Annotated in this window: 16 protein-coding genes; 11 read left to right on the forward strand and 5 right to left on the reverse strand. The window is 38.7% G+C overall.

Annotated features, from left to right (window positions below; translation table 11 throughout):
* Positions 1 to 156: 156 nt before the first annotated feature.
* From AC1Q59_RS14075 to AC1Q59_RS14085, 3 genes are all read left to right on the forward strand, one after another.
* Positions 157 to 678 carry an acyl-CoA thioesterase gene (locus AC1Q59_RS14075; RefSeq protein WP_492366477.1) on the forward strand — a complete coding sequence of 174 codons (522 nt, stop codon included), beginning with the start codon at positions 157 to 159 and terminating at the stop codon, positions 676 to 678.
* Positions 679 to 853: 175 nt separating this feature from the next.
* Entirely contained in the window at positions 854 to 2,092 is a 1,239-nt protein-coding gene (locus AC1Q59_RS14080; protein WP_492366478.1) for a DUF5068 domain-containing protein, read from the forward strand.
* Between the two features lie 166 nt (positions 2,093 to 2,258).
* On the forward strand, positions 2,259 to 3,191 hold the full coding sequence (locus tag AC1Q59_RS14085; RefSeq protein WP_492366479.1) for a DMT family transporter: 933 nt from the start codon (positions 2,259 to 2,261) through the stop codon (positions 3,189 to 3,191).
* Between the two features lie 58 nt (positions 3,192 to 3,249).
* On the opposite strand, the gene cuyB is transcribed toward AC1Q59_RS14085, so the two are convergent.
* Both cuyB and AC1Q59_RS14095 read right to left on the reverse strand, forming a co-directional pair.
* Positions 3,250 to 3,957 carry a cysteate racemase gene (gene cuyB, locus AC1Q59_RS14090; protein ID WP_492366480.1) on the reverse strand — a complete coding sequence of 236 codons (708 nt, stop codon included), beginning with the start codon at positions 3,955 to 3,957 and terminating at the stop codon, positions 3,250 to 3,252.
* A 1-nt stretch (position 3,958) separates the two neighbouring features.
* Positions 3,959 to 5,311: a YheC/YheD family endospore coat-associated protein gene (locus AC1Q59_RS14095; RefSeq protein ID WP_492366481.1), complete on the reverse strand. Its 1,353-nt coding sequence runs from the start codon at positions 5,309 to 5,311 to the stop codon at positions 3,959 to 3,961.
* 194 nt (positions 5,312 to 5,505) lie between these two features.
* Here AC1Q59_RS14095 and AC1Q59_RS14100 point away from each other — a divergent pair, with 194 nt between their 5' ends.
* The 4 genes from AC1Q59_RS14100 to AC1Q59_RS14115 all read left to right on the forward strand — a co-directional run bounded on the left by AC1Q59_RS14100 (position 5,506) and on the right by AC1Q59_RS14115 (position 12,510).
* Positions 5,506 to 6,822: a YheC/YheD family endospore coat-associated protein gene (locus AC1Q59_RS14100; RefSeq protein WP_492366482.1), complete on the forward strand. Its 1,317-nt coding sequence runs from the start codon at positions 5,506 to 5,508 to the stop codon at positions 6,820 to 6,822.
* 206 nt (positions 6,823 to 7,028) lie between these two features.
* Complete coding sequence (locus AC1Q59_RS14105) at positions 7,029 to 8,351, forward strand: YheC/YheD family endospore coat-associated protein (RefSeq protein ID WP_492366483.1); 1,323 nt, start codon at positions 7,029 to 7,031, stop codon at positions 8,349 to 8,351.
* An 81-nt stretch (positions 8,352 to 8,432) separates the two neighbouring features.
* The gene (locus AC1Q59_RS14110; RefSeq protein ID WP_492366484.1) at positions 8,433 to 9,533 is read left to right on the forward strand and encodes a YheC/YheD family protein; all 1,101 of its coding nucleotides are present in this window, start codon (positions 8,433 to 8,435) and stop codon (positions 9,531 to 9,533) included.
* Positions 9,534 to 9,672: 139 nt separating this feature from the next.
* The gene (locus AC1Q59_RS14115; protein ID WP_492366485.1) at positions 9,673 to 12,510 is read left to right on the forward strand and encodes a 2-oxoglutarate dehydrogenase E1 component; all 2,838 of its coding nucleotides are present in this window, start codon (positions 9,673 to 9,675) and stop codon (positions 12,508 to 12,510) included.
* A gap of 1,040 nt (positions 12,511 to 13,550) precedes the next feature.
* On the opposite strand, the gene AC1Q59_RS14120 is transcribed toward AC1Q59_RS14115, so the two are convergent.
* Positions 13,551 to 14,459: a nuclease-related domain-containing protein gene (locus tag AC1Q59_RS14120; RefSeq protein WP_492366486.1), complete on the reverse strand. Its 909-nt coding sequence runs from the start codon at positions 14,457 to 14,459 to the stop codon at positions 13,551 to 13,553.
* A gap of 161 nt (positions 14,460 to 14,620) precedes the next feature.
* Here AC1Q59_RS14120 and AC1Q59_RS14125 point away from each other — a divergent pair, with 161 nt between their 5' ends.
* The 4 genes from AC1Q59_RS14125 (at position 14,621) to AC1Q59_RS14140 (ending at position 19,337) form a co-directional block, all read left to right on the forward strand.
* Entirely contained in the window at positions 14,621 to 15,400 is a 780-nt protein-coding gene (locus AC1Q59_RS14125) for a 3-hydroxybutyrate dehydrogenase (protein WP_492366487.1), read from the forward strand.
* 315 nt (positions 15,401 to 15,715) lie between these two features.
* Complete coding sequence (locus AC1Q59_RS14130; protein WP_492366488.1) at positions 15,716 to 17,245, forward strand: malate:quinone oxidoreductase; 1,530 nt, start codon at positions 15,716 to 15,718, stop codon at positions 17,243 to 17,245.
* Positions 17,246 to 17,544: 299 nt separating this feature from the next.
* Positions 17,545 to 18,726 carry an Alp7A family actin-like protein gene (locus AC1Q59_RS14135; RefSeq protein WP_492366489.1) on the forward strand — a complete coding sequence of 394 codons (1,182 nt, stop codon included), beginning with the start codon at positions 17,545 to 17,547 and terminating at the stop codon, positions 18,724 to 18,726.
* Between the two features lie 14 nt (positions 18,727 to 18,740).
* A complete protein-coding gene (locus AC1Q59_RS14140; protein ID WP_492366490.1) occupies positions 18,741 to 19,337 on the forward strand; it encodes a hypothetical protein in 597 nt (198 codons plus the stop codon).
* A 44-nt stretch (positions 19,338 to 19,381) separates the two neighbouring features.
* On the opposite strand, the gene AC1Q59_RS14145 is transcribed toward AC1Q59_RS14140, so the two are convergent.
* Together AC1Q59_RS14145 and AC1Q59_RS14150 are read right to left on the reverse strand one after the other, a co-directional pair.
* Positions 19,382 to 19,687 (reverse strand): AzlD domain-containing protein, encoded by a 306-nt coding sequence (locus AC1Q59_RS14145; RefSeq protein ID WP_492366491.1) that lies wholly within the window; start codon positions 19,685 to 19,687, stop codon positions 19,382 to 19,384.
* Entirely contained in the window at positions 19,684 to 20,400 is a 717-nt protein-coding gene (locus AC1Q59_RS14150) for an AzlC family ABC transporter permease (RefSeq protein WP_492366492.1), read from the reverse strand. Before AC1Q59_RS14150 ends, AC1Q59_RS14145 begins: the two co-directional genes overlap by 4 nt.
* Positions 20,401 to 20,410 lie beyond the last annotated feature (10 nt).

Genomic DNA, 20,410 nt, shown 5'->3' on the forward strand with positions numbered 1-20,410 from the left:
GAAAATTCAAACTATTCTTTATCATCTTTTATATTTTATCAGATTTGCACTTTGAATGGTGGATAATAAAGGAATAGCCATACCGTTATTATAAGATTTGTTTTGGGCAAATTACTATTGCCTGGCTATTATATATTGGATTAAAGGGGATAAGAGATGGAAGCAAACAGAGTTAATGAAACGCGAATTGTTCACACCGATCAAGTCCTCCTTAATGACTTGAACAATTACCATACATTATTCGGCGGAGTTCTCATGAAAAAGATGGATGCCTGTGCAACGCTATCCGCAAGAAGGCACACAAGGGTAGAGCAGTGTGTTACAGCTTCAACAGACTCAGTCAATTTCGTGGATCCAATCCGGGTAAGTGATTCGGTCTGTATTGAGGCATTTGTCTGCTATACCGGAAAAAAGTCAATGGAGATTTTTTGTAAGGTTATTGCAGAAGATCTTGTAACTGGACACAGAAGAATTGCAGCAACTGCCTTTTTAACCTTTGTTCCTCTTGATGAAAATAAAAGGCCGGTTGAAGTACCGCCTGTCATTCCGGAGTCCGATGAAGAAAAGTATTTGTTTGAAACCGGTAAGGAACGCGAGAGAATTCGAAAGTTAAAAAGGCAACAGAATAAAGAACTTGTATCAAAACTTTCTATTGCCAAGCCATGGGATCATTTATAAAAGAAGTTTGATTTGCTGATGGTATGCTTCCCTGAAGAAACAGCTATGCCTAATGGACTATTGGTGAATAGGTGGCCTTTTAGGTCTTTAGCTCCAATTTTTCCCAAAATAACCCCAAATGAATTTGTAAATGCTATGATACATTTGTAAATATATAGTAAAAGGGGAAACGGGGATGAAATTAAAGAAGTTGGCGGTATTTGGGCCTGTTTTGGCTGCGCTATTGCTAGGAGCATGCGGAAGCGAGACAGACGACAAAGAAGCGGCAAAGCCAGCTGCTGCTGAGGAGAAGGCAGATAATAACGAAGCGGCTGAAGCGGGTACGGAACAAAAAGATAAAGCACAAAAAGACGATGGAACAATATTGAATCCGTATATTGCAGAGGATTTAAATGCAGATGTAGAAGTGGTTTATACAAATAAAGAACCTGAATTGAAACATGCGTACAGCGATGACGTAACCATTCAGATCGATGAATATCAAATTGTGCATGTATCAAATATGAATGAATCGAGTAAGTCAAATTTTGACGGCGAAGATGAGGGTTACATCCTTACATATAAAATGACATTGGATAACAAATCAAATGAAGATGTGTATTATGCAGGAGGAGTTTCATTATTGTCAGATGATGGAGCGGATTACATCATCCCTAGGCAGCATCTTGTTGACCGCAATCAATGGCTAAAGGATGACAGCAGCGAGGACTTTTCTCAATACTCTAAAGGGAAAAGTTTTACTGGGATGAACGCTCATTCGATGACCAAAGCTCAATTTGAAAAGTTAAGCTCTCCAACATTGAAAATTGATGCATTATTCCTTAATAATAATGTATCGCAAAAATTAGGAGAGGAAGCAATATTCAAAATACCTTTTAATGATGAGGGCGCTGAAAAAGCTGCTGTCTCATCGCAGTTATACCAAGATAAATTAGTAACAGACAATATCGCAGATAAAAAAGTGTTTTTTGAAAAAATGGATATCAATGAAACGAAGGAAATTGACGGTGTAAAGATCACTTTAAACGGGTTACAATATGCGGATGTAACTCCGACGGCTGCTTATAAGGATAGTTTTACCGATTTTGGTGATACCGGAGTAGTCGCTTTGACTTTGAAGCTAACCGTTGAAAATGGAAGCAAAACGCCGTTTGATAAATTCTTTGTGGACAGGAAATTGATTATCGATGACAATCGCGGGACAATGTTCAATCAAGGCATGCTTGAACCAAATTACAGCGGTGTATCCAATCCTGGAGACAAAGATGAGTTCCTGACTGTTTTCTTATTTAGAAAAGACGAGTTCGGTATCTATAACAAGTTTGATCTTGTTGTCGGTCCGCTTAAAGACAGTGATGCCAAAGAGCTGTTTAAAGAGAAAACTGTGACATTTGAATTGCCTGTGAAAAAGTAAAATGAAATCCGGCTTAAAGTGAGGTGTTCACGTTAAGCCGGATTTTTTGTTTTTTGCCTGAAGGATTTCAAACATAGGGAAAAGGAAAGTGATAAAATGAGGAGTATACAAAATATTCACACTTGATATATAGGAAAACACATTTTTATAAAGGGGACATAATGAGATGGAGAAGCTATCTAAACCAAAGGCTGCACTCGGAATTGCCTTTGTTATTATTATTTGGGGATCTATTTGGCCAGTTTATAAAGTGTCCCTTTACTATTCTCCGCCGCTTCTTTACGCAGGATTGCGAGGAATGATAGGGGGGATTTTCCTATCGCTTATCCTCATTCCCCAATGGCGGAAAATTCAATGGCGAAAGACATGGCCTATTTACTTTATCTCAGCCCTTTTTAATATCGTCATTTTTAGTGGAGTTCAAATGCTTGGATTACAGTATCTGCCTTCCGGGCTATTTAGTGTGATTGTTTATCTTCAGCCAGTCCTTGTGGTGTTTCTGGCTTGGGCATGGCTTAAGGAATCCCTATCAGTAAAGAAGGTTCTTGGTATAGTAATTGGATTTCTTGGTGTGGTTGTTGTAAGTTTTGAGGGCATATCGGGAAATATTTCATTGCTTGGAATTGTTCTTGCCCTTACTAGCAGTTTTGGCTGGGCCGTCGGTGTTGTTTATGTGAAGAAAACTAGTACCCTGGTTCACGGATTATGGCTGGTAGCCATTCAAAATATTATTGGCGGCATGTTTATTTTGGGAGCGGGATTGGTTACTGAAGATATGCATGCGATCGAATGGAACCAGCCATTTATATGGAGTTTGCTGTATGGAGCAATCTTCGGAGTAACTCTGGCGACAGCCGTATATCTAAAGCTAATGAATACTGGTGAAGCAAGCAAGGTTGGCTCTTATACTTTTTTAGTTCCGATGATCAGCGTCATTATTGGAACATTGATGTTAGGCGAGCCTTTTACAGCCACTTTACTGGCGGGAATGGTATTCATTCTATTTAGTATCTATCTTATTAATAATAAAGCCTCACGGAAAACAAAGACCGAATTGGAAATGGGCTATGTGAGTTCAAAACAAACACTTAATAGATAAATGCAATGTGTATGATGAATGGGGGAAAAGGGGGACAAGGTGCCTGTCCCCCTGTCCTTTAGTTATCTTTATTCATAGCTTTTTGGATGGCTAGCTTGGCTAACAGTAGGGTTGGGTCTATCAGCTTCATATCTGTGTTAAAGTGTGGGAAAAGAAGGGGGATTTCCGTACAGCCCCCAATTATCGCTGAAGTGCCCTTTGATTGGTATGTTTGTATGAGTTGATTTAAACCATCTAAATAAGGGTTTGTCTTTATATTGCCTTTTTTCACCTCTTTAATGGACCCGTTTACTAACTTCTGTTCTTCTTCATTAGGGATAACAATCGTATAAGGGCTGCCTTTAAATGCTTGTTGATATAAATGATGCTGAATGGTTGATTCAGTGGCAAAGAGCAGTACCTTTCCATTTATATCTAATTTACTCTCCATTAGATGTTGAACAGTATTGTCGATCATACTATAAACTGGAATGTTAACGTTTCTTTTAAGTTCATCTAACCAGATATGGGCTGTATTACAGGCTATAATAATGAAGTCAGCCCCCGCATGCTCTAAAACTAATGCTGATCGGATTAATTCTGGTAACGGATTTTCCGCTCCTTTATTAAAAGCTTCTGTTCTTGAAGGGATTTTAGGATTATTATTAATGAGGATTCGGCAATGATCTTGGTCAATATTAGCAGGGGTATTTGAAATGATCTTCTCAAATAAATCTAATGTGGCAAGGGGGCCCATTCCACCAAGAATTCCAATAGTCTTTTCCATTTTATTTAGAGCCCCTAGAACCATGATTTTTTTCTTCCTTGGGAAACCCAGCTAAATATTTTGCATAATGCAGCCATGAGTCTTTTATTTTAGAAACCGTATCATCATCTCCAATATGTGAAAAAATACTGTCATTCGGAGAACTATTATTTATTTCAATGAGCCAAATGTGATGCTTTCGGTCCATGCCGATATCTACTCCATACTTATATATGCTTTCATATTTGTCCAATTCTTTGACAGCATGAATGGCAATTTCGGACATTTGCTTCCGATAACTAAGCATCTCGGCTGTGGTTAGATTAAAAGAATTTAAAAGCAGCGTTTCTCCTCGTTCTACTTTTCCTCCGCTTGAACGATTGCTCACAACACTGCCTTCCACTCCTTTTCTGCCAACCATGCCAACATCCTCCCATTGTCCATCCTGATTTTTTATCAGAACAATCCGAAAATCAATGAGGCAATTTTTTTCAATTTCTAAATCAATTTCTTGCTGTATGACATACTTCCCGCTTTTAAATTTACTTCTTACATAATTCAGCAGTTCGGTTTCAGAAGAGAAATCAATTGTCTTATTTTCCTTATCGCTTCGAAATTTAACACAATATTTCTCAGGCGTGGATATAAACTTTTCAACACCCGCGCCCTTTAATCCTGATTTTGGCTTGACATAAACTGTATGAAAGCTTTTTAAATAGTGGAGAATATCTTCTGGTTCTTTATATAGATATGTTTTTGGCAGATGGGGGAGCAAATTTTTATTTAAACTGAGCAATTGATACATTTTCCATTTATGAATAGAACCTGAATTGAAAAAACGGGGACCATACAGTTTTTTTAATTCATTTTGCTTTTTTATGGACAAGGACACTCTCTTAATGATTACTGAAGGAAAAGGAAAAGTTCTATTTTCCCAGCTTCTTGAAATTGGGTTGAAAATAAGGCCATTTATTATTTTGTTTTTTTCATCCATACCTTCCAGCGAAAATGCTGCTATAACTCCATTAACTAAAGGATATTGTTGAATGTTAAACTTAATCTTTTTTAGTTTTTCTCTAAGTTCAGATTGATAGTTTGCAATTAACAGGCCAATAAACGGCCCTATAATGATTTTATTGTTTTCAATGGAAAGTTCATATTCAGCCTCTAATAGAAGCTGCAGTTTGTCTATAACCGTCTTGGATAATCCAATTTCATTTTCTTTCAATGTATTTAACTGTTTGCAAGCAACCTCCATTTTTTCAAAGCCAAATTCAATCGTTGTTATCTTGCCTATTAGATGACTTTGATTGGGATGGAAAAAAAGACACTGACTTTGACTATTTATGGATACTGCTTTAAAAATACCTCTCAAACGAACACCCCCTACATAGATCTTGTACATAGTATGTTTTAATAAAAGACACGTATAAACGCTTGCCCCTTAAATCAATCCCAACTGTCAAGATCCTTTAAATTGGGTGTTAAAACAAACTCTTTTTAAAAAAGCTTCATATGTTAATGGTAAATGTCCGAAACAAAAGTGACACACACTGGAGTGAAAAGAGATTGTATTCAAAAGTCCAATTAATAGAAGACAGCCAGTCAGAGGATACTGTATGTGTACATCCATTAATAGCAATAAAGATGAGACTAAAAAAAGGGACGGGATCACTTCAATTTGGAACGCAAAAAGATACGGTGAAGATAGGAATTAATGGACAAATTCAAATAAATGAATTACTCATTTCAAGTAATGTAGTAAAGAGTCTAAAAATTCCTTTATACTGTGAGTTTGATCTTATTAACGACCAGCAAAATCTTATCATTGGGCCATTCATTGGTATTGTGGCAGCAAAGCGTAAAAATGAATTAAATAAAAAATTGAATGAATTTTTAGATTATCTTTATCACTATGATCAAATAGGCGGAGCAATCATGGTTTTCTCATTAGACCAGGTTTCACCAAACGAACAAACCATACATGGCTTTATGTATAATCCCTCCAGTAAAAGCTGGGAAGAAAACATATATCATTATCCTTCCTCACTCCATCTGCGTATCCCATGGTTTCGTTCAAAATGGCAGCGTCATTTTGAATCATTCATGGGTGATACTATTTTTAATAACTTCCACTACAATAAATGGAGCATACACAAACTTCTGATGGATACACCTGAGGTAGCCAGCCACCTTCCCGAAACCATTCTGTATACAGAGCCCTCTGATGTTATTTCTTTTTTAGAAAAGCATCCTTCAGCCTATCTTAAACCTATAAATTTTTCACGGGGAAAGGGTATTATAAAAATCAATCAAATAGGGATGAATGATTTTCAAGTTAAATACACAAAAGGCAAGAAAGTCATTCAAGAAGCTTTAAATAATGAAGATGAGATCAATCACTTTTTAAGTCAAAAGTTAAAACCAAAAAGGTACATTATTCAAAAAACAATCGATCTCATTTCAAAGGATACTAGTATTATTGACTTTCGAATTTACCTGACAAAGGATGAAGCAGGAAATTGGAAATGCATTGAATTCTTTTATAAACAAGGAGTACCGGGGCAAATTGTCAGTAACTTTTTTAGAGGAGGAAGTTTTGGTATGGGACTTCACCCGCTAAAAGAGACACTTAACCTCTCAGATCAAGAAGTAAAAAAAATGGAGGAAACCATCAGCACGATAGCGCTAAAGGCTGTTAAAGCCGTAGAAAATACAGGAGTCCATTTTGCTAATACAGCCATAGACATAGGAATTGATACCAGCAAAAGGGTATGGATCATTGAAGTACAGCACTGTGTGCCAGGGCATATGGATATTGATGAAACATATTATAACTATTTAACCACTATTATGCTTTATGCTAAAAAACTAGCAGGGTTTTAACACCAGAGAAGTCTCCAGTCTAACATGAACTGGAGATTTTCTTTATCATTTAAATCTTGTCAGGCTTTACTGCCACCAGCCTACTCTAATGGACAAGTTATCCATTTATCACCTTAATTAGGTGTTAAAACAAACTTTTTAAAAAAAGTTTCATATGTTGATGGTAAATGTCTGTAACCATTTTACCATATAGGAGTGAAGAGAGATTGAATCCGAAGATTTATTTGATAGAAAATAACCATTCAGTGGATACTGTATGCTTACATCCACTTACAGCGGAAAAGATGAAAATAAAAGAAGGAACCGGATCAATTAAATTTGGAACGCAAAAAAATACTGTGAAGATAGTCATTAATGCAGAAGGAGATAAAACAAATGAATTACTCCTTTCAAGTAATGTAGTAAAGAGTCTCAGAATACCATTATTCTGTCAGTATGATCTTATTAACGACCAGCAAAATCTTATCATCGGACCATTCATCGGTATTGTGGCAGCAAGGCATAAAAAGGATTTAAATAAAAAATTAAATGAATTTTCAGATTACCTTTATCACTATGATCAAATAGGCGGAGCAATCATGGTCTTCTCTTTAGATCAGGTCTCAACAAATGAACAAACGATACAGGGTTTTATGTATAATCCTGCTAGTAAGAGCTGGAAAAGGGGCATATATCATTACCCTTCCTCACTTCATCTGCGTATCCCATGGTTTCGTTCAAGATGGCAGCGTCATTTTGAATCCATCTTGGGTGACACCATTTTTAATAACTTCCACTACAATAAATGGAGCATACACAAACTTCTGATGGATACACCTGAGGCAGCCAGCCATCTCCCCGAAACCATTCTATATACAAAGCCTTCAGATGTTTTATCCTTTTTAGAAAAGCATCCTTCAGCCTATCTTAAACCAATAGATTTTTCCAGAGGAAAGGGAATAATGAAAATAAATCAACTAGGGATAAATGATCTTCAAGTTAAATACACAAAAGGCAAGAAGGTCTTTCAAGAAGCTTTAAATAATGAGGATAAGATCAATCACTTTTTAAGTCAACACTTAAAACCTAAAAAGTATATCATCCAAAAAACAATTAATCTTATTTCTAAGGATACTAGTATTATTGACTTTCGTATTTACCTAACAAAAGACTACACAGGGGATTGGAGATACATTGGAATATTCCATAAGCAAGGAAAGCCAGGACAAATTGTCAGTAATCTTTTTAGAGGCGGAAGTTTTGAAATGGGACTTCACCCGCTAAAAGAAACACTTTACCTCTCGGATCATGAAGTAGAGGAAATGGAAGATTCCATTAATAAAATAGCTTTAAAGGCAGTTAAAGCCGTAGAAAATGCAGGAGTCCATTTTGCTAATACAGCCATAGACATAGGAATTGATACCAGCAAAAAGGTATGGATCATTGAAATACAGCACTGTGTGCCTGGTCATAAAGGTTTTGAAGAAACCCTCTACTATAATTACTTAACCACTATTATGCTATATGCTAAAAAACTAGCAGGGTTTTAACATGAAATCTCCAGTCTAATATGAACTGGGGATTTCCTTTTACAGTTCTGTCAATAAATAAGTTAAAGGAGTGTTCATTCATTGTCTAAACAATATATAGGATTTCTTACACAAAAACACTTGTATACCAGTTTGAAAAAGTATAATCAAGCGTCAATAGATATTGTTTTTCTCGAAGAAGCAGCAGAGAAAAATCATTTAGTTCCTTGTTATTTCCTTATGAGCAGTCTCTTGGAAGGTCAGGATTCCATTCCTGCTCTAGTAAAAGAAAATGGCCGTTATCAAGAAAAAACGATCCAAGTTCCTCGTGTCATTTATAACCGCGAATGTAATTTCCCACGCAGACAAAGAAAGTTTAAACATTTGGCCAAAAAGGGAATTATGGTGTTTAATGAAACTAATTTTCTCAAAAAGTATGAATTTATGGCTCTCTTGGAAGAAAATCATGAGTTTCGCAAGTATTTGCCGGAAACCAAAATAGCAAATACCAAAAATCTTAAAGAAATGATGCAAAAATATAACCAATTAATTTTAAAGCCAGACATGGGTTTTGTTGGGAAGGGGATTCATAAACTTCAAAGGATTAATGAAAAGCAATGGTGTTTATCATACCAGTCGAAAGAGGGGAAAAGAGGCACTTGGAAAGAAATCACTTTTAGTGATACGATTCCAGAAATTTTACATCAGCTTATCGAAAAAAACCTCTATTTGATTCAGAATTTGCTTCCTTTAGCCACTTATAGAGGTGCGCCGTTTGATTTAAGAGTAGCGACGCAAAGGAATGGGTTAGGGAAGTGGGAGGTATCAGCCATTATCGGAAAAGTAGCAAGGGAAGGGAATTTTTTGACTAACATTGGTCAAGGAGGCACCTCCTATGCTCTCGATGAATTAATTCAAGAGTATCCGCACCTAAGTGCTGATCATTTAAAGGAGCAAATAGTCGCACTGGCTATAAAAATAGCCAATTTATTTAGTTCTCACTTACCTCATATTGCAGACCTTGGCTTTGACCTTGCTATTACGCCGGAGGGAGATATCTATTATATTGAATGCAATTTCAGTTCGGCCTACAATAAACTTACAACAAAAAACGGAGTCTTGCTGCATGAGGGTTGGGAGGCTGTTTTTACAAAGCCTGTAGAATACGCGCGATTTTTATTAGATAACAAATTGCTAGACTAACATGGTGACAGGGGGACAGGTTTAATGTCCCAGAATGTTAGGAATTGTTTATTTTTGGCTTAAATCAGAGCAATTACTTTCATCCCAAAATCAGTTAAACGTGGTATGATGACGTTAGCAATATTTTAAGGGGTGTAAAATGATGAGCAACAAGATTAGCCAATGGCATGACGTATACGGTCCCAACCTTGGTTATTTATTAGAGCAGTATGATTTATATGTGTCTGATCCGGAGCAAGTAGATGATAGTTTAAAAGAGTTATTCGCTTCATGGGGAGACCCGCAGCCTGAAACGGCTGAAATAAATGATCAGCAGCCGCAGGTGTCTGTTTCACCGGCAGTTATTATGAACAAATTGAAAAAACTAATAGATGTTTTAAAATTTGCGGAGAATATTCGCAAAAATGGCCATTTAGAAGCAAATATCTATCCATTGGAAAAACAGCCGCCCGCAGATCTTCTTAAATTATCTTATTATGGGCTGACAGAGGCTGATGTGAAGGAAGTCCCTGCAGAAATAATTCTTTCGCAGAGCAACGGGCAATTAGGGGATGGATTAGCGGCTATTGCTCACTTAAAACAGGTATATACAGGTGACATAGGTTTTGAAATACAGCATGTTGATCCTGAAGAAAGAGCCTGGCTGCAGCAAAAAATTGAGAATGAATATAGTAAAACGGCGCTGCCAGCAGATAAAAAGGCAGATTTATTAACAAAACTATTAAAAGCAGAGGGCTTTGAACAATTTATTCAAAAGACCTATGTTGGGCAAAAGCGTTTTTCTGTTGAAGGATTAGAAGTGCTTGTGCCAGCAATGAATGAACTGGTTCAGTTGGCTGCAGAAAAAGGCATTGAAAACGTTATGATATCCATGGCACATAGAGGAAGATTAAACGTTCTTGCCCATGTACTTGAAAAGCCTTATGAAGCAATTTTCTCCCAATTCCAGCATTCTTCATGGACAAATGATGATCCTGATTATTCCGAAACAGCTGGAAGCACCGGCGATGTAAAGTATCATATGGGTGCTTATAAAAATAGGGACATTAAGGGCAAAAAAATTAAGGTTAGCTTGGCATATAACCCAAGCCATTTGGAGTTTTCCGGTTCTGTTGCTGAAGGTGCTGCAAGAGCCGCTCAAGATGACCGATCACAAAAGGGATATCCAAAACAGAATGTATTAAAGGCGCTTCCGCTGCTAGTCCATGGCGATGCTGCTTTTCCAGGCCAGGGGATTGTGGCAGAAACATTGAACTTTGCCAGAACAAAAGCGTATCAAACAGGCGGAACCATCCATATTATTGCAAACAATCGAATTGGTTTTACAACAGAGAGTGAAGATTCAAGATCTACTAGATATTCCAGTGATTTAGCAAAAGGCTATAACATTCCGATTTTTCATGTGAATGCGGATGCTCCAGAAGCTTGTCTTGCGGTTATGCAATTAGCGTTTGAATACCGCCAAACATTTAACAAGGATGTTTTGGTTGATTTAATTGGCTATAGACGGATGGGCCACAATGAAATGGACGAGCCGATGGCAACGAATCCAGTTACTTATCATGTAGTCCGCAAGCACCCAACCATAACGGCTATCTATAAACAGCAGCTGCTCGACGAGCAATCCATGTCAGAGGAACAAATAAAAGAGATGGAGTCTGCGGTATCAGCACAGTACCGCGCTGCCTATGAGCGTATTGACAAAGAGCATGCAGCGGTTCAATCGATTGCAGAATTGCAGGCAGCCCATCACCGTGACATTCCAGCAATTGATACGGCTGTAGACAAAGCGGCTCTGACTAAGATTAATTCTGAGCTATTAGCATGGCCTGAGGGCTTTAATGTGTTTGGCAAGCTAAAGAAAATCCTAAACCGCAGATTAGATGTTTTTGAGAAAAAGGGAAAAATCGACTGGGCACATGCAGAAGTGTTAGCGTTTGGCTCTATTTTGCAGGATGGCACGCCTATCCGCTTAACTGGACAAGATTCAGAGAGAGGGACATTCTCCCACCGGAACATTGTTTTATCAGATGAGAAAACAGGCGAGAAATACAGCCCGTTGCATAAGGTCAGTACGTCAAATGCATCTTTTGCTGTTCATAACAGCTCGCTTTCAGAAGCCGCTATTCTTGGGTTTGAATACGGATATAATGTGTTCTCGCCAGAAACGCTTGTTATGTGGGAAGCACAATTCGGCGATTTTGCTAATGGTGCACAGGTCATTATTGATCAATTTATTGCTGCAGGCCGTTCAAAATGGGGCCAAAAATCAGGGCTTGTTATGCTATTGCCGCATGGCTATGAAGGACAGGGTCCGGAGCATTCCAGTGCTAGATTAGAGCGCTTCTTGCAGTTGTCAGCTGAAAATAACTGGACGGTGGCGAATCTGTCATCATCAGCGCAGTACTTCCATATTTTACGCAGACAAGCGGCTATTTTAAATACAGAAGAAGTACGGCCTTTAGTTATAATGGCACCGAAGAGCTTATTGCGCCATGCTTCAGCCGGAGCTTATCTAGAAGAATTCACCAATGGCCAATTCCAGGCGGTTATTGAACAGCCTGGGCTTGGAAAAGAACAAGATAAAGTAGAGCGATTGGTCTTATGTACAGGCCGTCTTGCCGTAGAATTGGCTGATCACGTTGCAGATCCTAGCGATTTCAACTGGCTGGATATTGCTAGAGTTGAGGAATTATATCCATTCCCAGAAAAACAGATTAAGGGAATTATTAATAAATATAAAAATCTAAAAGAGCTTGTTTGGACGCAAGAAGAACCTGAAAATATGGGCGCATGGAGCTATATTGCACCAAAATTAGAGAAATTAGTTTCAGAGCAAGTTAAGGTTTCCTATAACGGCCGTCCTGAGATGTCCAGCCCGTCTGAAGGTGATCCTTTGATCCATAAAAATGAACAGCAAAGAATCATAAACAATGCTTTAACACAGACAGATACAAAGGAAACTGTTGAAGTTTGACTTTCCATATAAAGATTGACGATCAGACAAGGTTGCCCAAAGGGTGACCTTGTTTTTTTGTGTGTTTGAAGGGAGGAGTAATTTGGACATATAGCTATGAAAAGGGCTTTGATTGTCTGGAGCTGAGCTTTTTTTAGACAGAGGGCAGAGAAAAAGGTCTCCGGCGGTCCGAAGAATAGCAGCCTTTAGACAGAGAGCAAAGAAAAGGTTCTCCGGCGGTCCGAAGGGTATCGCTCTTTAGACAAAGAGCAGAGAAAAAGGGTTCCGGTGGTCCGAAGAATAGCGGCCTTTAGACAGAGAGATAAGAAAAGGGTCTCCAGTGGTCCGAAGAATAGCGGCCTTTAGACAGAGAGCGAAGAAAAGGGTCTCAAGGGTATCGCTCTTTAGACAAAGAGCAGAGAAAAAGGGCTCCAGTGGTCCGAAGAATAGCGGCCTTTAGACAGAGAGCAAAGAAAAGGGTCTCCGGCGGTCCAAAGGGTATCGCTCTTTAGACAAAGAGCAGAGAAAAAGGGTCTCCAGTGGTCCGAAGAATAGCGGACTTTAGACAGAGAGCGAAGAAAAGGGTCTCCAGTGGTCCGAAGAATAGCGGCCTTTAGACAAAGAGCAAAGAAAAGGGTCTCCGGCGGTCCAAAGGGCATCGCTCTTTAGACAAAGAGCAGAGAAAAAGGGTCTCCGGCGGTCCGAAGAATAGCGGACTTTAGACAGAGAGCAAAGAAAAGGGTCTCCGGCGGTTCGAAGGGTATCGCTTTTTAGACAAAGAGCAAAGAAAAAGGGCTCCGGTGGTTCGAAGAATAGCGCTCTTTAGACAAAGAGCGAAGAAAAAGTACCGTGAGAGTCTGAGGCCGCAAGCTCTTCAGACAATACTTCATAGAAAACAAACACACGAGTCCAAAGTATCGCAAACCTCGGACCGATGAGGCCGGAAACCAGGCAATTCTGCCTTAATTCCAGGCGTCTCTGGTCAGATCAAGCTCAAAAATCCATAAAGTTGTCCAAAGACTGTCGCGTACTAATGCAAAGAAATTAACAAAAGGGAAAAATCATTCATAATAAGTGTCACTAGTATGCCCAAAGACAGAAAAGTGTTTCTGTAAAATACGGCAAATGGTCTTTTTGCTCAAGTCAACCTTGCACCACTCGTAAATGCCAGTGGTTGTAAGCCTTCTTTCAGGGAATAAGAGTTTATATTCCTTTGCACTTCGCAAAATAGCAAGTTCCAGCCTTTCCTGTTCTCCACATTTTTCGCATATAAAGACGTTCCGTTTCTTAGCAATCTGGAAGGACCCACAGTGATTGCAATAAGTCCCTTTCTCCAGGTGGTCATAATGATAGGCAGGCAGTACTGTATAACGGTTTTTAGTTTGATGCAGCGATATTAGCCTTTGAGCTAATTTTTTGTGTCCATCATTCAATGTTGATGGCGTTTTATCAAAGTCTTTTAAAAAACGATTAACTTGCGTTGGCAGAATAATGGGAATATCCCTAGGGGCTTGATATAAGGTGAATTCAGGGCTGATAAAAATAACAGATGCTTGAATAAGGTAATTTTGCTGAAGTTTTTGGAGCAGCATGCGCAGTAAAGTAGCACTTCTATCAATTTGGTTAACTGGATTTTTGTATTCTCGGTTAGTCGTAACAGAAAAAAGCCTGTCTGATTCTAGGTAATAGTCCCCTTCAAAATTTTTTATATCTAATAGGTGAATAAAGCTATGGGTAATGATTAATGAATCAATTTGAAATTGAGAGTTGTTTACCTCAAGCAGCAAATCATTAATAATAAACTTTTCTTCCTGAAGCTGATTTGCAAGAAGATCAAATTTTAATTCGCCTTCATAGCCTTTTTCGAGGTTTATGTAACGGAATTTTTCCTTTTCAGTTAACACCATGCGCCTGTTTAAGGATCTTAATACGAGTAACTCCTCTGATTCAGTTCGTTCCTTCAGTAACATAGCCCGCCTTCCTTTCTTTTTATATAAGCTCATTTTATAAAGATTCCCATTTCTGTCAAACGGAGAAAATTGATTTTTCGGCCGCTCTGCTTTACTAATAAAGCACCCTTTGATTGAATAAACTTTATTATTAAGCAAGGTTTATATGGGAGGAGTTCATAATGGCAGTTGAAGGTAAAGTGGTGGTTATTACAGGTTCGGCGAGCGGAATTGGGTTTGAAATAGGGAAAAGCTTTGCGGAGAATGGCCATAAGGTTGTTTTAACAGACATCAATGAGCAAGGGGTACAAAAGGCTGCAGAGGATCTAAAAACCCAAGGTTTTGAAGTTTTGGGGTTTAAGGCAGATGTGACGAGGGAAGAAGATATTAAAAGCATGATCGAATCAACACAAAAAGCCTTTGGCCGTTTGGATGTTTTAATTAACAATGCTGGTCTTCAGCATGTTTCACCAATTGAGGAGTTCCCGACATCGAAGTTTGAATTGATGATCAAAATTATGCTGACAGCGCCTTTTATAGCCATCAAGCATGCATTGCCTATCATGAAGCAGCAGGGATTTGGAAGGATAATTAATATTGCATCCATAAATGGGCTTATTGGATTTGCCGGAAAAGCGGCCTATAATAGTGCCAAACATGGTGTGATTGGTTTAACAAAGGTAGCTTCACTTGAGGCCGCGCCGTTCGGTGTAACAGTGAATGCGCTTTGCCCTGGTTATGTAGATACCCCGCTTGTTCGCGGCCAGCTGCAGGACATTGCAAATACCAGAAATGTCCCTTTGGATAAGGTGCTTGAAGAGGTAATTTATCCATTGGTTCCGCAAAAGAGATTATTGAATGTCAGTGAAATTGCCGATTATGCGCTGTTTATTGCCAGTGAAAAAGCAAAGGGGATTACTGGACAGGCACTTGTAATTGATGGAGGCTATACGGCACAATAGATGAAGGGGAAAAAGTTGACGTATAAAACAGAAATATTCTGTTTATATGTCAACTTTTTCGGGTAAATATGCTATACTAAATAGTGTTAATATTAGATATGTGATTTACTTTTTGATTTAAGCAAGGTTGTTAAATACTAATTGCCATATATGTAAAAATAATTATTTTAACCTATAAAAAAATTATACTGGACTATTTATGTTATAATTGTTACAGAAAAGTTGTGTGACTTGGTTGCGCCCTGGCTTGCTGAATGCAAAATGCAGGACCGACTGCACCCTTTCTGCAAATCTTACGGGATAAGGATGGGAAAAATGAGCGACAGACAAACTAATACAGACGTTATTTTAATCGGTGCCGGTATTATGAGTGCTACCCTAGGGTCACTGCTTAAAGAATTAGTACCGGACTGGAAAATTTCCGTGTTTGAGAAGCTCGAAAAAGCAGGAGAGGAAAGCTCTAATGAATGGAATAATGCTGGGACAGGGCACTCTGCACTGTGTGAGCTTAACTACACTCCAGAAAAACCAGATGGTTCTATAGATATTACGAAGGCTTTAAAAATTAATGAACAGTTTCAAGTTTCCAAACAGTTTTGGTCACATCTAGTTAACAGCAGCCTTATAAGCAATCCGCATGATTTTATCATGCCATTGCCTCATATGAGTTTGGTGTTAGGGGAGAAGAATGTTTCTTTCTTGAAGAAACGTTTTGAGGCTCTATCAAAAAGCCCGCTGTTTAAGGGTATGGAATTCTCCGATGATCCGAAAAAATTACAGGAATGGATTCCCCTTATTATGGAAGGCCGTACATCAAATGAGCCGATTGCTGCTACTAAAATTGACTCAGGAACGGATGTAAACTTTGGCGCTTTAACGCGCATGCTGTTTGAACATTTAGGAAATCAAGGCGTTGATATCCAGTACCAACGTCAGGTTGAAGATATTAAGCGCACTGAAGATGGCTTATGGGAAGTTAAGGTCTGGAATATGGATAATGGTCAAATTGAACGCCATTATGCCAAGTTTGTCTTTATCGGCGGAGGCGGCGGAAGCTTGCCATTACTGCAGAAGACTGGTATTCCAGAAAGCAAGCATATAGGTGGATTCCCTGTAAGCGGACTTTTCCTTGTATGCAACAAGCCTGAAGTTGTTAATCAGCATCATGCTAAAGTATATGGCAAAGCAAAAGTTGGCGCTCCGCCAATGTCTGTGCCGCATCTGGATACAAGATATATTGACAACAAGAAGTCACTGCTATTTGGACCTTTTGCAGGCTTTTCGCCTAAGTTCTTAAAAACCGGATCAAATATGGATTTATTGGGTTCAGTCAAGCCGAATAATGTCTTTACCATGTTAGCTGCAGGTGCTAAGAACATGGGACTGACAAAGTACCTGATTAATCAAGTAATGCTATCCAAAGAACAGCGTGTAGAAGAGCTGCGTGAATTTATTCCGAATGCAAAAAGCGAAGACTGGGATATCGTGGTTGCTGGCCAGCGTGTTCAGGTCATTAAAGATACTGAGTCAGGCATGGGGACATTGCAGTTTGGTACGGAAGTAATTACTGCTCAAGATGGCTCAGTTGCTGCATTGCTAGGTGCTTCACCAGGTGCTTCAACTGCCGTTCAAGTTATGCTTGAAGTGATTCAAAAGTGCTTCCCGCAGCATATGCAAGAGTGGGAGCCGAAATTAAAAGAAATGATTCCTTCTTACGGATTATCATTAATTGATCATCCAGAGCTTATCGAAGTAATTCATGAGACAACAGACAGGGCTCTTGGTTTAGAGAAAAAAAAACAAGATAGCCCGAAAGTGAATACACGCGTGTTACAGGAGGTATAATTGCCAAACGGCAATTATACTTTTTTTTTTACAATCTGAAGAAAGTTTACATGTTTACAAAATGTAAACAACTGTATACAAATTTGTTTACATGTATACAAACCTGTTTACTTTCAGCAATGACGCTATGTATACGTATTTGTCATCAATGTTTACAAAAATGTATACAACATTTAAATGTTTACGGAATGTTTACAATTTAAATACTTTTCCAATAAATGATTGAATCTTTCCTCGTTTTCTTTTAACCTTTAATTATACTGCCGTTGAAAAATAAATTGAAAAGGAATGATCTGCTAATGTCAAAGTCTAGAATTGCAGCTGTAGACGTTGGAAATGATTCAATTAAAGCCATCTTTGGAGAACTAGAATATGAACTTAACATTCCTAATATTGTCGCTCGAGATATTGAAGACCGTCCAGTAATCGGAATTGAAGAATTAGATAATAAAGACCCGCTTGATGGGATACATATCAAGGTACACTCCCCTGCCCTCAAAGAAAACAATGCTATATACCGTATAGGCAACCTTGCAGCAAAGAGTGATAATGCTACAGAGCTTGATCCAGGCAGCAGTAAATCAGAGGAAGATCAAACTCTCGTCATGCTTTTTGCCACATTAGCATTGGATGCAGTGAATGAGCGAAATAAAGATATCTTTCCTAAAGAGAAGAATATCATCGATGCTAATTACATACTTGGAACCGGATTGCCATTAAGGGAAGTAAAGGAAGGCAAGGATGTAGGGTATCGCTCTAAATTGCTAGGATCGGTTCATCAGGTTGAATTTCTTGTTACGCCTAAATACCAGGGATTAAAAGTAAATATTAAATTCAATGATCTAAAGGTCTACCCTGAAGGTTTTGCCGCCTACATTAATCTTGTGATGGATAATAATTTAAAGATTAACTATAAAGATTTAATAGATAAGCGCATCTTAATTCAGGATATTGGCGGATTATCAACAGATATAGCCGTTATTAAGAATCGGACAGTAGATGACGATAAAGCTCAGGGCTTTAATCTGGGAGTTTCAGAATCATTAGAGGCCATAAGAGAAGAAATCCTATCAAAATATGGGGTGGAATTGGACAGCCGCCGCGACGTCGTTGAAATTATTACGAGGAAAAATGACCGCAATCATATTATGGTGAAAGGAAGCCGGACAAGCGTTCATGATATTACCGACCGCATCCTATTGGATTTAGCCAAAAAGCAATACCGATTATTACGAAATGTCTGGAAGAAAAACTCTCAGACCGAGATTTGCTATTTCGTGGGAGGCGGATCTATTGTTTTAAAAGAATATATAAAAACTCTCAATAATAATCTGGACGGCTATAATATTGAGTTTTTTGAGGATGAAAAAGAAAGCATCTGGATGATGGCCAATGCCTATTATAAGCTAATTGCTAATTATGTTAAAAAGTCTGAGGCCAACACTGTAAAAAAGGAAACAAAAGAAACGGTGAAGAAGTAATTTAAGGTGATCATATGAAAAAGTCTGCTTCAAATGAAATTAAAAGGGGCCAAGCTATATCCTTTCGAGTGCCTTCAGATACACCGGATCATTTGTTAAAGCAATTGCAAAAGGTAAAAGAAACAGAACGAAGGAATTTTTCCAGTAAAATGGCTGAATTTGTCCTGCATGGTGTCAGCCAATCTTTAAAAAAAGATCAGGAGACCATTACGATTCCTCTTCCGCATAAATTAAGCAAGTCACAGCGGGACTGGCTGAAGCATGAGCATTCAGAAGCACTGCTGGGCAGTATTCTTTATCATCTGTTAACGGACCCAGTTCGGGCAACAGCCTTGCTAGCCTCGCTAAACAGCAGCTCTTTGGATATTAATGAAGCTTTATATCTTCAAGAAGAGGCGTCTGCGGAAGAAACTCCTATGGAAATCGAGCAAGAAGAAGTCTTGCAAGCAACTGAATTAGAACCATTTGAGGATGACCTCGAATCCTTTGATTGGTATCAAGCGAAACAAAGCCACTCAGACCAGCAAGAAGATGAAAAAGATGAAAGTGAAAATGATGACGATGACCTGGAAAGTCTTTTAGGAGATTTTCTTGCGGAAATGAATAAGTAATTTTGTAAAGCCATCCAATAAGGATGGCTTATTTAAATGCTATTTTAATATAGTAATAATTCCACGATAAAAACAGAAAGACAGGCTAGCAGAGACACATTAAACAAGCTGGAACCTCGATAGGCGAGAAGGATGGCCGTTATAAATCCAACGAATGCTGACCAGGGTGAAGCAGTTGCATCCAAGATGGACGGAAAAACCATAACAGCTAAGGTCACGTATGGAACATAGTATAAAAAGGACCTGACGTATCGATTTTTAATTTCCCTTCGGACAAAAGTGAGCGGCAATACTCTAATCAGATAGGTGACTGCTGCCATGATGAATATATATAGGTAGACATGATTCATGATACAGCTTCCTCCTCTTTAACAGGAAATAGCACAGCTGCCATGCCCGCAATGATAAATGTTAAAACAATAATTTTTACACCGGAAGAAATAGAGCTAAGCAGCGGGAATTCTGCAAATAATAGACTTAAAATCATTGATAAAACAATAATTCCGGATAGGATCTTGCTTCCTTTTGCCGGAGGGACAATTACGGCAATCAGCATTCCATATAGTGCCACGCTTAAGGCGCTGTTCAGCCTTGGAGGCAGGATGTTTCCGGAAATAATCCCTAAAAGTGTACCCAGAGCCCATCCCGGCAATGCCACGCTTATGGCTCCATATGTATAAAAAGGATTTAATTTCCCGGGAACTGCCATCGAAACCCCGAACACCTCATCCGATATGCCAAACGCCATAATGGCCCGGTGAATAAATGGCGTGCTTGGATCAATTTTTTGTGACAAGGCGAAAGACATAAGAAAATATCTTGAGTTAATAATCAGCTGCGTCAGCGCTATTTCAAAAAACGCTGCAGAACCAGCTATTAATGTAAGTCCTGCGAATTGCCCGGCTGAAGTAAAGTTTGTTGCCGACATAAGAACTGCTTCAAACGGGTGGAATCCTGTTTGTTTGGCAATAATTCCAAAAGTAAACGACACTGCCATATAGCCCAATGCAATGGGAATGCCATCTCTTACGCCGTCTCTCCATGCTTTGAAGTTTGCATTCATCTTGATTTTC

Source organism: Cytobacillus sp. MT66 (assembly GCF_058792595.1).

Coding starts and splice junctions, on each gene's coding strand:
- AC1Q59_RS14075 (WP_492366477.1), top strand. CDS start 157: ATGGAAGCAAACAGAGTTAATGAAACGCGAATTGTTCACACCGATCAA.
- AC1Q59_RS14080 (WP_492366478.1), top strand. CDS start 854: ATGAAATTAAAGAAGTTGGCGGTATTTGGGCCTGTTTTGGCTGCGCTA.
- AC1Q59_RS14085 (WP_492366479.1), top strand. CDS start 2,259: ATGGAGAAGCTATCTAAACCAAAGGCTGCACTCGGAATTGCCTTTGTT.
- cuyB (WP_492366480.1), bottom strand. CDS start 3,957: ATGGAAAAGACTATTGGAATTCTTGGTGGAATGGGCCCCCTTGCCACA.
- AC1Q59_RS14115 (WP_492366485.1), top strand. CDS start 9,673: ATGATGAGCAACAAGATTAGCCAATGGCATGACGTATACGGTCCCAAC.
- AC1Q59_RS14120 (WP_492366486.1), bottom strand. CDS start 14,459: ATGTTACTGAAGGAACGAACTGAATCAGAGGAGTTACTCGTATTAAGA.
- AC1Q59_RS14125 (WP_492366487.1), top strand. CDS start 14,621: ATGGCAGTTGAAGGTAAAGTGGTGGTTATTACAGGTTCGGCGAGCGGA.
- AC1Q59_RS14130 (WP_492366488.1), top strand. CDS start 15,716: ATGAGCGACAGACAAACTAATACAGACGTTATTTTAATCGGTGCCGGT.
- AC1Q59_RS14135 (WP_492366489.1), top strand. CDS start 17,545: ATGTCAAAGTCTAGAATTGCAGCTGTAGACGTTGGAAATGATTCAATT.
- AC1Q59_RS14140 (WP_492366490.1), top strand. CDS start 18,741: ATGAAAAAGTCTGCTTCAAATGAAATTAAAAGGGGCCAAGCTATATCC.
- AC1Q59_RS14145 (WP_492366491.1), bottom strand. CDS start 19,687: ATGAATCATGTCTACCTATATATATTCATCATGGCAGCAGTCACCTAT.
- AC1Q59_RS14150 (WP_492366492.1), bottom strand. CDS start 20,400: ATGAATGCAAACTTCAAAGCATGGAGAGACGGCGTAAGAGATGGCATT.